This is a genomic window from Caulobacter ginsengisoli (genome assembly GCF_030814835.1).
GTDB classification, from domain to species: Bacteria; Pseudomonadota; Alphaproteobacteria; order Caulobacterales; family Caulobacteraceae; genus Caulobacter; species Caulobacter ginsengisoli.
The window spans coordinates 245,094-259,071 of the sequence record NZ_JAUSVS010000006.1; the positions used below are offsets into that span (position 1 = coordinate 245,094).

General features: G+C 69.4%; 10 protein-coding genes and 1 tRNA gene. 5 read left to right on the forward strand and 6 right to left on the reverse strand.

All coding sequences use genetic code 11. The features are described from left to right. Position 1: 1 nt before the first annotated feature. From QO010_RS16090 to QO010_RS16105, 4 genes are all read right to left on the reverse strand, one after another. Complete coding sequence (locus QO010_RS16090) at positions 2-535, reverse strand: LptA/OstA family protein (RefSeq protein ID WP_307350748.1); 534 nt, start codon at positions 533-535, stop codon at positions 2-4. 10 nt (positions 536-545) lie between these two features. After that, entirely contained in the window at positions 546-1,172 is a 627-nt protein-coding gene (gene lptC, locus QO010_RS16095; protein ID WP_307350749.1) for an LPS export ABC transporter periplasmic protein LptC, read from the reverse strand. A 21-nt stretch (positions 1,173-1,193) separates the two neighbouring features. Next, complete coding sequence (locus QO010_RS16100; RefSeq protein ID WP_307350750.1) at positions 1,194-1,811, reverse strand: ribonuclease D; 618 nt, start codon at positions 1,809-1,811, stop codon at positions 1,194-1,196. A 113-nt stretch (positions 1,812-1,924) separates the two neighbouring features. Further along, positions 1,925-2,011, reverse strand: a tRNA-Leu gene (locus QO010_RS16105). A 134-nt stretch (positions 2,012-2,145) separates the two neighbouring features. On the opposite strand from QO010_RS16105, the gene QO010_RS16110 reads away from it, so the two are divergent. Further along, on the forward strand, positions 2,146-3,120 hold the full coding sequence (locus tag QO010_RS16110; RefSeq protein WP_307350752.1) for a complex I NDUFA9 subunit family protein: 975 nt from the start codon (positions 2,146-2,148) through the stop codon (positions 3,118-3,120). A 63-nt stretch (positions 3,121-3,183) separates the two neighbouring features. Here QO010_RS16110 and QO010_RS16115 read toward each other — a convergent pair whose 3' ends face one another. Continuing rightward, entirely contained in the window at positions 3,184-3,981 is a 798-nt protein-coding gene (locus tag QO010_RS16115) for an undecaprenyl-diphosphate phosphatase (protein WP_307350754.1), read from the reverse strand. Between the two features lie 196 nt (positions 3,982-4,177). On the opposite strand from QO010_RS16115, the gene QO010_RS16120 reads away from it, so the two are divergent. Both QO010_RS16120 and gltB read left to right on the forward strand, forming a co-directional pair. Then, the gene (locus tag QO010_RS16120) at positions 4,178-5,626 is read left to right on the forward strand and encodes an NAD(P)-dependent oxidoreductase (protein ID WP_307350756.1); all 1,449 of its coding nucleotides are present in this window, start codon (positions 4,178-4,180) and stop codon (positions 5,624-5,626) included. A 229-nt stretch (positions 5,627-5,855) separates the two neighbouring features. After that, entirely contained in the window at positions 5,856-10,394 is a 4,539-nt protein-coding gene (gene gltB / locus QO010_RS16125; protein ID WP_307350758.1) for a glutamate synthase large subunit, read from the forward strand. A gap of 174 nt (positions 10,395-10,568) precedes the next feature. On the opposite strand, the gene QO010_RS16130 is transcribed toward gltB, so the two are convergent. After that, positions 10,569-11,726: a citrate synthase family protein gene (locus QO010_RS16130; RefSeq protein WP_307350760.1), complete on the reverse strand. Its 1,158-nt coding sequence runs from the start codon at positions 11,724-11,726 to the stop codon at positions 10,569-10,571. Between the two features lie 98 nt (positions 11,727-11,824). On the opposite strand from QO010_RS16130, the gene QO010_RS16135 reads away from it, so the two are divergent. Continuing rightward, on the forward strand, positions 11,825-12,910 hold the full coding sequence (locus QO010_RS16135; protein WP_307350762.1) for a citrate synthase/methylcitrate synthase: 1,086 nt from the start codon (positions 11,825-11,827) through the stop codon (positions 12,908-12,910). Positions 12,911-13,010: 100 nt separating this feature from the next. Then, a complete protein-coding gene (locus QO010_RS16140; protein ID WP_307350764.1) occupies positions 13,011-13,970 on the forward strand; it encodes a cation diffusion facilitator family transporter in 960 nt (319 codons plus the stop codon). Positions 13,971-13,978 lie beyond the last annotated feature (8 nt).

Below are 13,978 nucleotides of genomic sequence, written 5' to 3' on the forward strand. Positions count from 1 at the left end.
GTCAGGGCTTCTTGGCGGCGGGCTTGTCGGACGGATAGAAGACGCCGCGCACCCGGCCGCCATTGGCGCGGCCCGCCGACTGCAGCTGGGTCTCGCCGGTCTTGGTGTTGATCACCGCCTTGTCGGCGCGGACCACGTTCTTGCCCTGCACGATGATGACCCCGCCCGTCAGGGTGATGATCTCGCTGCCGGCGTCATAGACGGCGTGGTCGGCCTTCACGTTGCGGTCGGCGGTGACGTAATAGACGTTGCCGTCGGCGACCAGCCGGTCGGCCTGGGCGCAGTCGCCCTTGACGCCATAGACCTTCATGGAGTCGGAGCGCAGGCGGGTGCGGCCCTGCAGGGCTTCGACATTGCCCTTCCATTCCGAGATGCAGGTGGCGTTGTCGACCACCGAGGAGTCGGCGGACAGGTCGATGGGCGAGCGGGTGTCGAGCTGGGCCAGGGCAAGGGTCGGGGCGAGCAGGCCCGCCGCCAGAATAGCCAGGCTCAGTCGGTTGCGCGCGCCGGTCATGCTGAGTCTCTTGGTGGTCATCGGGTTCCTACTACTTCGTATTCATCCGGGCGCGAACCCTGCCTTTGAATTCGAGCTTCTTGCTCTTTTGGTCGACATTGTATGACTGGGCGCTGAACTGGCCCATGGGCCCGTCGCCGGTGATGCCCGACTGGCCGACCACCTTGCCGGTCCGCGTATCGACCACCGCCCGCTCGCTGTTCACCCGCCGGCCGCTGCCGTCGTCGATCCGCACATCGCCGATCAGGGTCAGGATGCGCTTGACCTCGTCATATTCGCCGCGCCTGGCGGCCAGCCGGGCCGGGGTCGGGGTCTCGCCGCCGATGGTCAGGTTGGGCTCGCTGAGGATGACCAGGTTGAGGTTCTTCTCGTCGCGCATGGCGTCGCGGGCGCCGATCTGGAAGCTGCGGCCGTCCTTGACCCGGCCCATGAAGCGGGCGTTGACCAGCCGGATGGCGGTGGAGGCGGCCTTGAGGTCGGGTTTGGCGCTCTTGACCCCGCTCAGCACCACCATGGCCACCAGGAAGGCGGCGATCAGCCCCATGGCCAGCGGCAGGGCCCAGCGCAGGGCCTTGATCAGGGCCGAACGCCGGCGCCACCGGCCCATGGCGGGGCCGATGCGGCGGGGCTCGAAACCATGGGCGGCGGCGTGGGTCATGTGGGGGCTATATAGGTCGGCCTAGCTGTGAGCGAAGATGTCCATTTCCCCCCACCCCGCCAGATCAAGGCGCGCGCGGTGCGGCAGGAAGTCGAAACAGGCCTGGGCCAGGCCCATGCGGCCTTCCCGGATAAGCATGGTTTCAAGCTTTTCCTTGACCGCATGCAGATGCAGCACGTCGGTGGCGGCATAGGCCAGCTGCTCGGGGCTGAGTTTGGCGGCGCCCCAGTCGCTGCTCTGCTGGGCCTTGGAGAGGTCGACCCCGACCAGCTCCTTGACCACGTCCTTGAGGCCATGGCGGTCGGTATAGGTGCGGGCGATCTTGGAGCCGATCTTGGTGCACCAGACCGGCGTGGTGGTGACGCCCAGATAGAGCTCGAACATGGCGATGTCGAACCTCCCGAAGTGGAAGATCTTCAGGATGGAGGGATTGAGCAGCAGGGCCTTGAGGTTGGGGCAGTCGTAGCTCGAGCGGTCCAGCCGCACCATGTGGGCGTCGCCGTCCCCGGCCGACAGCTGCACCACGCAGAGGGGATCCCGCCTCAGGTTGAGGCCCATGGTCTCGGAATCGATGGCGAGACTGCTCGCGCCCTCGAACAGGCCCTCCGGCAGGTCGCCCTCATGCAGATGATTGGCCAAGGCTCGCTCCACGCTCCCAAGGGCGCATCTATAGAGAGTGATGACGGCTATTCAAAATTGCCACCTAGGTAAGGGTGGCTCGCCATCCGAAGCTCTCGTTAGAGAGCGAAGGGTGGTGCCCAGGAGAGGACTCGAACCTCCACGGCCGTTAAGCCACTGGCACCTGAAGCCAGCGCGTCTACCAATTCCGCCACCTGGGCCCGCATCTCCGACCCTTTCGGATCGGCGCGAGGCGAGCCTCTTAGGGCGCCGTCATCGGACGGTCAACAGCGGCCGTTGCCTCTTGAGGGGGCATCGTCTATCCGAACCTCTTCTTCTTAGGAGCGCGGCGCGCATGCAGGGTCTGGTCACCGTCTTTGGGGGAACCGGTTTTGTCGGCCGCCAGGTCGTGCGCGCCCTGGCCAAGCGGGGCCTGCGGGTCCGGGTCGCCGCTCGCAACCCCGGGCGGGGCTATCGCCTGCGCATGCTGGGCGATGTCGGCCAGATCGAGGTGGTCCAGGCCAACCTCCGCAACAAGGCCTCGGTGGCCCGGGCGCTCGAAGGCGCCGAGGGCTGCGTCAACCTGGTGGGCGTGCTGCAGGAGGTGGGCCGCCAGGGCTTCCAGACCATCCATGCCATGGGGGCCAAGACCGTCGCCGAGGCCTGCGCGGCGGCCGGCGTCACCCGGCTGGTGCAGATCTCGGCCGTCGGCGCCGATGAGCATTCGGCCTCGAAATACGCCCGCACCAAGGCCATGGGCGAGGCGGCGGCCCGCGAGGCCTATCCAGGCGTGACCATCGTGCGGCCCTCGATCGTCTTTGGCCCCGAGGATCGCTTCTTCAACCAGTTCGCCCAGTTGGCGGCGCTCAGCCCGGCCCTGCCGCTGTTCGGCGGCGGCCATACGAAATTCCAGCCGGCCTATGTCGCCGACGTGGCCGAGGCCATCGCCCGAATCATCGAGGACCCGGCGACCCAGGGCCAGACCTACGAACTGGGCGGCCCGGGGGTGTTCAGCTTCAAGGAACTGATGGAGTTCGTGTTGCGCGAGACCGGCCGCAGCCGGCTGTTGCTGCCGCTTCCCTGGCCCGTGGCCGGGCTGATCGGCATGGGCGGCGACCTGGCCGCGCTGGTCTATGGCTACATCCCGCTGGTCCCGGCCCCGATCACCTCCGACCAGGTCACCGCGCTGAAGAGCGACAATGTCGCTTCGGGCCAGGGCTTCGAGGCCCTGGGCATCGTTCCCAAGAGCATCGAGGCCATCGTCCCCAGCTACCTCTACCGCTACCGCAAGGGCGGCCAGTACGCCGAGGCGCCGGAAGGGGCGTTCTGAGGTTAGGGGCTAGGGATTAGGGATTAGGGATGGCGCAGGCTGCTAGCCCCTAGCCCCTAGCCCCTAGCCCCTGATCAGCCACAGCCCCAGCGCCCCGACGACGATCCGCCAGACGCCGAACAGGCTGAAGCCGCGCTTTCCCACGAAGCCGATCATCCACTTCACCACCGCCAGCCCGACCAGGAACGACACCCCGAACCCGATGGCGATCAGCCAGGCCTGGCTGGAGTTGAGCGTGTCGCGGGCGTCCCACAGGTCCAGGGTGAAGGCGCCGGCCATGGTCGGCATGGCCAGGAAGAAGCTGAACTCGGCGGCGGCCTTGCGGTCGACGCCGGCCAGCATGGCGCCGGCGATGGTGGCGCCCGAGCGGGAGACGCCCGGGACCAGGGCCAGGCACTGCACCAGGCCGATGATCAGCGAGGTGTGCAGCGGCAGGGTCATGGCGTCCTCGTGCCGGGGCGTGGGGCGCCAGCGGTCCAGGACGATCAGCAGGACGCCGCCGATGATCAGCGACCAGCAGATCAGGCTGACGCTCTCCATGAAGGTCCCGTTGATCACCTTGTGCAGGCCCAGACCGGCGGCCACCGCCGGCAGGAAGGCGATCAGCACGCTGAGCACGAAACGGCGGGCCGCCGGATCGCTGGGCAGGCGCAGGACCACGTCCCACAGCCGCTGGAAATAGAGCACCACCACCGACAGGATGGCGCCCAGCTGGATCAGCACCACGAAGGTCTTCCAGGACGGGTCTTCCAGGCCCAGCAGCCTGGCCGCCAGCAGCAGGTGGCCGGTGGACGACACCGGGATGAACTCGGTCAGGCCCTCGACCAGACCCAGGATAATGGCGTTCAGCCAGTCGGCCATTTCGGCTTCCCCAAAGCTATTGTCCCAAGATGGGACCAGTTATTTCGTTACGAACCGCGAAGCCGTTCATTTATCCGTCAGTCGCGCGAAATTTGGTCCCTGAAGTTGACCAACGCATTTTTCTTCCCCTTTGGGCGCGATAAGGAGCCCGCTGTGAAAGTTTTCTCCGCCCGCACAGGCACTGAAAGGGTTTGGCATGGCCGAGCGCATGCTGAAGTTCACCACCGTCGCGCGCTCCACCCCTGAAAAGCGGGACGCGCAGGCGCGCGACCGCGACTTTCACGAAATCTATGCCGACTTCATCGACGCCAAGGCTGCCGAGCAGTCCTCGCGCTGTTCGCAGTGCGGCGTCCCCTTCTGCCAGACCCATTGCCCCCTGCACAACAACATCCCCGACTGGCTGCGGCTGACCGCCGCCGGGCGGCTGGAGGAGGCCTATCAACTCTCCCAGGCCACCAACTCCATGCCGGAGATCTGTGGCCGCATCTGTCCGCAGGATCGCCTGTGCGAGGGCAACTGCGTCATCGAGCAGTCGGGCCATGGCACGGTGACCATCGGCTCCGTGGAGAAATACCTGACCGACAAGGCCTGGGAGGAGGGCTGGGTCCAGCCCCTGACCCCCGGGGCCGATCGCGGCCAGTCGGTGGGGATCATCGGCGCCGGACCGGCCGGGCTGTCGGCGGCCGAGCTGCTGCGCGAGCAGGGCTACAGCGTCACCGTCTATGACCGCCATGACCGGCCGGGCGGGCTGCTGATCTACGGCATCCCGGGCTTCAAGCTGGAAAAAGACGTCGTCCAGCGCCGCACCCGGCGGCTCGAGGACGGCGGCGTCGAATTCAGGCTGAACTTCGAGGTCGGCCGCGACGCTTCGCTGGATGATCTGCGCGGGAAGCATGACGCCATCCTGCTGGCGACCGGCGTCTACCAGGCCCGCGACCTGACCGTCCCCGGCGCTGGCTCGCAGGGCGTGGTCCAGGGGCTCGACTATCTGATCGCTTCCAACCGCAAGGGTCTGGGCGACGCCGTGGAGGCCTTCGACAGCGGCGTGCTCGACGCCGACGGCAAGGATGTGGTGGTCATCGGCGGCGGCGACACCGCCATGGACTGCGTGCGCACCGCCGTGCGCCAGGGGGCCACGTCCGTGACCTGCCTCTACCGCCGCGACCGGGCCAATATGCCCGGCTCGATGCGCGAGGTCGCCCATGCCGAGGAGGAGGGCGTAGTGTTCGACTGGCTGGCCGCGCCGCGCGCCGTGCTGGGCGAGGCCGAGGCGGCGGACGGCGTCCGCGCCCACCGCATGCGGCTGGGCCCGCCGGACAGCTCGGGCCGCTCCAGCCCCGAGCCGATGGAGGACAGCGACTATGACCTGCCGGCCAGGCTGGTGATCACGGCCCTGGGCTTCGAGCCCGAGGACCTGCCGACCCTGTTCGGCGCCCCGCATCTGAAGGTCGGTCGCGCCGGCACGGTGCAGCTGGCCGACCGTAGAGCCAAGCGCACCAGCCTGCCGGGCGTCTATGCCGCGGGGGATATCGTCCGGGGCGCCTCGCTGGTGGTCTGGGCGATCCGCGACGGCCGGGATGCGGCGGCGGCGATCCACGCCGACCTGCTGGCCCGGGTTTCGCCCGCGCTCGTGGCGGCGGAGTGAAGGCGATGACGCACGCCATGCCAATCCTCCCCCGGAGGGGGAGGGGGACCATGCGGAGCATGGTGGAGGGGGTTGCCGCTGCATCCACCTTTGCCCGAGGGCCCGCAGCCGAACCGCCGCGATTTTTCCTGACGCCTGAATGTAGCTCAAACCCCCTCCACCACGCCTTCGGCGCGGTCCCCCTCCCCCTCCGGGGGAGGATTCTCAATCCCGCTGCTGGAGCGCCCCAATGAGCGCTGAACTCGACCGCTACCTGAAGAACCGCGACCTCCTCATCGCCGGCCACGCCTACAACCCGGCCGACGAACGCGACGCCTGTGGCGTGGGCCTGGTCTGCGCCATCGACGGGCAGCCGCGCCGCGAGGTGGTCGAGCTGGCCATCAAGGCGCTGAAGGCGGTCTGGCACCGGGGCGCGGTCGACGCCGACGGCAAGACCGGCGATGGCGCCGGCATCCTCGTGTCGATTCCGCAGGGCTTCTTCGCCGAACAGGTCGAGGGCAGCGGCCATAACCTGCGCCCCGGCCCCATCGCCGTGGGCCAGGTCTTCCTGCCGCGCACGGACCTCACGGCCCAGGAGGCGGCCCGGACCATCGTCGAGGCCGAGGCCCTGCGGTTCGGCTTCTACATCTATGGCTGGCGGCAGGTTCCGGTGAACACCGCCGTGATCGGCGAGAAGGCCAACGCCACCCGGCCCGAGATCGAGCAGATCATGCTGGCCCCGCCCCCCGGCCTGGACGGCCAGGCCCTGGAACGGGCGTTGTTCCTCTGCCGCAAGCGCATCGAAAAGCGGGTGGCCGCCTCGGCGATCAACGACTTCTACATCTGCTCGCTGTCGGCCCGGGCCCTGATCTACAAGGGCATGTTCCTGGCCGAGCATATCGACGAGTTCTACCCGGACCTGCGCGACGAGCGGTTCACGGCGGCGGTGGCCATTTTCCACCAGCGCTACTCGACCAACACCTTCCCGCAATGGCGGCTGGCCCAGCCCTTCCGCATGCTGGCCCATAACGGCGAGATCAATACGCTCAAGGGCAACGTCAACTGGATGAAGAGCCATGAGATCCGCATGGCCGCCCAGGCGTTCGGCGAGTTCGACGACGACGTGAAGCCGGTGATCCAGCCGGGCGGCTCGGACTCGGCGGCGCTCGACAACACCTTCGAGGTGCTGGTCCGGGCCGGCCGCGATGCGCCCATGGCCAAGTCGCTGCTGATCCCCGAGGCCTGGAACTCCAAGTCCGACGCCGAGATGAAGCCGTCGCACAAGGCGCTCTATTCCTACTGCAACGCCGTCATGGAGCCCTGGGACGGCCCGGCCGCCGTCTGCGCCACCGACGGCCGCTGGGTCGTGGCCGGCAAGGACCGCAACGGGCTGCGGCCGCTGCGGGTGGCCTATACCGACGACGGCCTGCTGATCGTCGGCTCGGAAGCGGGCATGTGCGGCGTGGCCGAAGACCGCATCACCCGCAAGCTGGCCATCTCGCCCGGCCGGATGATCGCCGTCGACCTGCAGGAAGGCCAGCTCTACGGCGAGGATGAGATCATCGACCACCTGGCCGACGCCCATCCCTACACCGAGTGGCTCGGCAACATGGTCAATCTCGAGGAGAAGATCGGCCCGGGGCCCGAGCCCCGCCAGTTCGGCAAGGAAGAGCTGATCCGCCGCCAGACCGCCGCCGGCATGACGCTGGAGGACCTGGAGCTGGTCGTGGCCCCCATGGTCGAGGACGCCAAGGAGGCGGTCGGCTCGATGGGCGACGACACCCCGCTGGCGGTGCTGAGCGACCAGTACCGGCCGCTCAGCCACTTCTTCCGCCAGAACTTCAGCCAGGTGACCAACCCGCCCATCGACCCGCTGCGGGAAACCGGGGTGATGAGCCTGAAGACCCGCTTCAAGAACCTGGGCAACATCCTGGCCCAGGATGCGGCCCAGACCGACGTCTATGTGCTGGAAAGCCCGGTCCTGACCACCGGGATGTACGAGCGCATCCTGACCTATATCGGCGAGAAGAACGTCGCGGTCATCGACTGCACCATGCCCATACCGGCGCCCGAGGCGAGGGGTGGCGACGCCCTGCGCGCCAATCTGGACCGGGTGCGGGCCGAGGCCGAGGACGCCGCCCTGCGCGGCTGCTCGACCATCGTGCTGACCGACGAGCACAGCGGTCCGGGCCGGGTCGCCCTGCCGATGATCCTGGCCACCGGCGGGGCCCACGCCCACCTGGTCGGCAAGGGGCTGCGCAGCTATGTGTCGATCATCGTGCGGGCGGCCGAGTGCGTCGACACCCATGCCTATGCGGTGCTGGTCGGGGTGGGGGCGACGGCGGTCAACGCCTATCTGGTGCAGGAAGGCTTCCAGGACCGGCTGGAGCGCGGCCTCAGCGGCGAGATGACCCTGCGCGACGTCTGCGTGAACCACAAGACGGCCATCGAGCAGGGCCTTCTGAAGATCATCTCCAAGATGGGCATCGCGGTGATCAGCTCCTACCGCGGCGGCTATAATTTCGAGGCGGTGGGCCTGTCGCGGGCCCTGGTGGCGGAGTTCTTCCCCGGCATGCCCTCGCGCATCTCCGGCATCGGCCTGGCGGGCCTGGAGAAGAAGGCGGTGGAGATTCACCGCAAGGCCTGGGGCGGGGCGGCCAACGTCCTGCCGGTCGGCGGCTTCTACAAGGCCCGTCGCTCTGGCGAGGCCCACGCCTTCGAGGCGCGGCTGATCCACGCCCTGCAGCATGCCTGCGACAACGGCGACTATGGCTCCTACCGGCTCTATTCGGCGGCCCTGCGGCGGCAGGCGGCGCAGCAGCCGCGCCACCTGCTCGACTTCAAGCCCGGCCGCACGCCCGTGCCGGTCGACGACGTCGAGAGCGTCAACGAGATCCGCAAGCGCTTCGTCACCCCCGGCATGAGCCTGGGGGCCCTGGGCCCGGAAGCCCATGGCGCCCTCAACATCGCCATGAACCGCATCGGGGCCAAGTCGGTCTCGGGCGAGGGCGGCGAGGACCGGGCCCGCTACCGGCCGCTGCCCAACGGCGACAACCCCAACAGCGCGGTCAAGCAGGTGGCTTCGGGCCGGTTCGGCGTCACGGCCGAATATCTCAACGAGTGCCGCGAGATCGAGATCAAGGTCAGCCAGGGCGCCAAGCCCGGCGAGGGCGGCCAGCTGCCCGGCTTCAAGGTCACCGAGCTGATCGCCAGGCTGCGCCATGCGACGCCGGGCGTAATGCTGATCTCACCCCCGCCGCACCATGACATCTACTCGATCGAGGACCTGGCCCAGCTCATCTACGACCTCAAGCAGATCAACCCGGACGCCCGGGTCTGCGTGAAGCTGGTCTCGATGACCGGCATCGGGGCCATCGCCGCCGGGGTGGCCAAGGCCAAGGCGGATGTCATCCTGATCTCCGGCCATGTCGGCGGGACGGGGGCCAGTCCCCAGACCTCGATCAAGTACGCCGGTTCGCCCTGGGAGATGGGGCTGAGCGAAGCCAACCAGGTGCTGACCCTGAACAACCTGCGCCACTCCGTTCGCCTGCGGACGGATGGGGGCATCCGGACGGGACGGGACGTGGTCATGGCCGCCATGCTGGGGGCCGAGGAGTTCGGCATCGGCACGGCCAGCCTGATCGCCATGGGCTGCATCATGGTCCGCCAGTGCCATTCCAACACCTGCCCGGTGGGGGTCTGCACCCAGGACGAGGCCCTGCGCGCCAAGTTCACCGGCACGCCCGACAAGGTCATCAACCTGTTCAGCTTCATCGCCGAGGAGGTGCGCGAGATCCTGGCCGAGCTCGGCTTCAAGTCGCTGATCGACGTGGTCGGCCGCACCGACCTGCTGGCCCAGGTCAGCCGGGGCGGCGAGCATCTGGACGACCTGGACCTCAACCCGCTGCTGGTCCGGGCCGATCCGGGCGGCAACAAGCCCTACTGCACCGTCGCGGGCCGCACCGAGGTGCCCGACACCCTGGACGCTCAGATCGTCCGCGACGCCGCGCCCCTGCTGTCGCGCGGCGAGAAGATGCAGCTGACCTATACGGTGCGCAACACCGCCCGGGCCATCGGGGCGCGGATTTCCAGCCATCTGGTGCGCAAGTTCGGCATGAACGCCCTGCCCAGCGACCACCTGACGGTCGAACTGCGCGGCTCGGCCGGCCAGAGCCTGGGGGCCTTCGCGGTGCGCGGCCTGCGCATCGTGCTGACCGGCGAGGCCAACGACTATGTCGGCAAGGGTCTGTCGGGGGCGACCCTGATCGTCCGCCCGGCCCCGCAGCTGACGGCGCCGGAAGCCAACACCATCCTGGGCAACACCTGCCTCTATGGCGCGACGTCCGGCAAGCTGCTGGCGGCGGGCCAGGCCGGCGAGCGGTTCGCGGTGCGCAATTCCGGCGCCGTCACCGTGGTCGAGGGCTGCGGCGCCAACGGCTGCGAATACATGACCGGCGGCACGGCGGTGATCCTGGGTCCCATCGGCGGGAATTTCGCGGCCGGGATGACCGGGGGCATGGCCTTCGTGCTGGACCAGCACGACCGGGTTACGCCGCGGGTGAACAAGGAGAGCGTGGTGCTGCAGCGCCTGGCCTCGGCCCATTGGGAAGGCGAGCTGAAGAAGCTGATCGCCGAGCATGCGCGGGAGACGGGGTCGGCGTTCGCGGCGGGTCTGTTGCGGGATTGGGACCGGGTGCGGGGGCAGTTCTGGCAGGTGTGTCCCAAGGAGATGATCAGCCGGATCAGCCATCCCCTGAGCGACCAACTAGCCGAGCAGGAGTTGGCTTAGAGTACCAGCCCTTCCCCCGCTGGCGGGGGAAGTGGGCCGACAGCGCAGCTGGAGGCTCGTTGGGGGCCCTTTACGGGCTGCGTGCCACCCGCCAACGCCGCTAGGACCCCCAACGACCTTCGATGCTGCGCATCTCAGGCCACTTCCCCCGCCAGCGGGGGAAGGGCTTGGCGCTCATCCGCCGACAGGTTCACCCACGTACCGCGCCCGCGGCCTGATCAGCTGCCCTGTCTGCAGCTGCTCCACCGCATGGGCGATCCAGCCCGCCGTGCGGGCCACCGCGAAGATCAGGAACGGGGCGTCCTCCACCAGCTTGAGGTGCTGGGCCAGCGCCACCAGGGCGAAATCGACATTGGCCGCCTCGCCGGTGCCGCCCTCCACGGCGGCGCGCAGGCGCTGCATTTCGGGATCGGGGGTGAAGGCGGTGAGCAGGGCTTCGGCGCGGGGGTCGCCCTCGGGATAAAGCGGATGGCCGAAGCCGGGGAGGGGGCCGGCGCGGGCCAGGCGGCCGGCGACCGCCGCCTCGGGGCCGATGCGGCGGGCTTCTTCGACGAGGTTGAGGACGCGGGGGGCCATGCCGCCGTGAAGGGGGCCGGAGAGGGCCGAGAGGCCGGCCAGGGCGGCCGCCGCGAGAGAGGCGCCGGTCGAGGCGGTGACCCGGGCGGCGAAGGTCGAGGCGTTGAGTTCGTGGTCGGCCAGCAGGACCAGGGCGCGGCGGATCAGGTCCTCCGAACCGGGCGCGCCGCCCCAGGCGCGGGCGAGGCGGACATGGATCGCCCCATCGCCGGTCTCGCCGGCGGCGGCGTCGGCGACGGCGTCGAGCAGGCCGGCGGCTTCCACGGCCAGGGCCAGGGGCGCTCGGCCCCGGCCGGGGGGGTCGACGCCGGCGCGGCTGGCCAGGGTGGCGAACAGGCGGCTGCGGCCCGAGGCCAGCGCCGGCGGGGCCGGGCGGTTGTCGGCCTTCAGGGCCGCGCCGTGGCCGCCGCGCAGGAGGCGGGCGACGCCCTCCAGGCTTTCGTTGGCGGAGAGGACCACGGCGTCGCGGCCGCGATACCAAAGGCGGCCACCGGCCACGGTGGTGATGGCGCTGGCCAGGACCGGTTCCCCCCAGGCGATGGCGCTCTGGGCGACCTCGGCGGCCTTGCGGCCACGACCCTTGCGGGCGGCCAGCTGGCCCACATCGGCGAGGCGATAGCGGCTGCGGCGGGGATCGTCGGGGTCGGGGCGGGCCTCGATGCGGCCCCGGCTGACATAGGCGTAGAGGGTCTGGGGCCGGATGCCCAGGCGATCCATCGCCTCGTCGGCGCTCAGCCAGTCCCGATCTCCGGACATTGACAAATCCTATATTGATCAAGTTGATCAAGATTGACGATAACACGCGATGGCGCGATCTGTCAGCCGCGAATGAGGGATTGAGAAGGAAAAACGCCATGTCCGACGGGCTGGATGACGTCGTCGCCGCCGAAACCGTGCTGTCCGAGGTCGACGGCCAGGCCGGCCGGCTGGTGATCCGCGGCTACCCCCTGAACCAGCTGGCCGGGCGCACCAGTTTCGAACAGGCCGCCCATCTGTTGTTCGACGGCTTCTTCGACGACCTGCCCGGCGACTTCACCGCCGCCCTGGGCCGGGCCCGCGGCGAGGTGTTCGGCGAGGTGGCGGCGCTGGACGCCGGTCTGAAGGCCCGCTCGCCGATCGAGGCCATGCGCGCCCTGACCGCGCGGCTGCAGGATGGCGACACGCTGGATATCGCCTTCCGCCTGCTGGCCGCCCCGGCCGTCTTCACCGCCGCCGTGGTGCGTGAGCAGGGCGGCCAGGCCGCCGTCGCCCCGGACCCCAAGCTGGGCCACGCCGCCGATATCCTGCGTATGCTGCGCGGCGCGCCCGCCTCAGCCGCCGAGGCGGCGGCGCTGGACGCCTATCTGGTCACGGTCTGCGACCATGGCCTCAACGCCTCGACCTTCGCCGCCCGCGTGATTGCTTCGACTAGAGCCGGCCTGACCAGCGCCGTGGTCGGCGGGATCAGCGCCCTGAAGGGCCCGCTGCATGGCGGAGCGCCGGGGCCGGTGATCGACATGCTGGACGGCATCGGGACGCCCGAGAACGCCCGGGCCTGGATCGAGGCGGCCCTGGACCATGGCGACCGGCTGATGGGATTCGGACACCGCATCTACCGGGTGCGCGACCCCAGGGCCGACGCCCTGAAGACGGCCATCGGCCGGCTGGCCGAGAGCTCCAACGCCCTGCCGGGGCGCCTGGCCTTCGCGGAGGCGGTGGAGACGGCGGCCCTGACCATCCTCAAGGAGCGCAAGCCGGATCGGGCGCTGGACGTCAATGTCGAGTTCTACACGGCGCTGTTGCTGGAGGCGTTGGCGTTTCCGCCGTCTGCCTTCACCTGCGTGTTCGCCATGGGGCGGGTGGCGGGCTGGATCGCCCATGCGCGGGAGCAGCTGGCGGGCGGGCGGCTGATCCGGCCGCAGTCGCGGTATGTGGGGCCGGAGCCGAGAAGGGCGGCTTAGGGCCAGGCGAAAGGCGGAAATCCTAGCGGCGGCGGACGTGTTCGAAAGTCGAGAGTCGTTTGCGCTGGGGTCATCGCGCCCCCTCGGCTAGAACCCCCCCATGACCCCCCACGTCCATGGCCTGCCGCCGGCCGAGGCCGCCGTCCTGACCCGGCGCATCACCCTGCTGTCCACGGCGACGGCGGCGGTGCTGATCGCCGTCAAGCTGGTCGCCTACATCATGAGCGGGTCGATGGCCGTGATGGCGTCCTTGGCCGACAGCGGGCTGGACCTGCTGGCTTCGCTGATCACCGCCTACGCCGTCCGCTACGCCGCCAAGGCGCCGGACGCCGGCCACCGGTTCGGGCATGGCAAGGCCGAGGCCTTCGCCAGCCTGCTGCAGGGCGGGCTGGTGTTCAGTTCCGCCGCCCTGGTCGGGCGCGAGGCCATCGACCGGCTGCTGCATCCCTACCTGATCCGGGCCGAGGCCTGGTCCATGGGGGCCATGGCGGTCTCGATCGTGCTGACCCTGGGATTGATCCTCGCCCAGGCGCGGGTGCTGAAGGCGACCAGCTCGGTGGCGGTTTCGGGGGATCGGGCCCACTACGCCGCCGACCTGGCCTCCAACGCCATGGCCCTGATCGGTATCGCCCTGGCGGCGATTTTCGATGAGCCCCGGGTCGACGCGGCGGCGGGGCTGCTGGTGACGGGATGGCTGGTCTGGGGCGCCGTGGGGGTGTTCCGGCAGGCCGCCGACCAGCTGATGGACCGCGAACTGCCCGAGGAAGCCCGGGCCCGCATCGCGGCGCTGGTCACCGTCGATCCGCGCCTGACCGATGTCCACCAGCTGCGCACCCGCGCCTCTGGCCCCTACATCCATATCCAGCTGCATGCCGACATGGACCCGGACCTGACCCTGGACGAGGCTCATGTCGCGGTGGTCGAGGCCGAGAAGCGGATCCTGGCCGCCTTCCCCGCCGCCGATATCATCATCCACCTGGATCCGCGCGGCCGGGCCGAACCGCACGGCGGGGCGTTTGCAGAGATGGGCGCGGAAAGCCTCACGGAAGAGATGCGGTAAACGCGGTC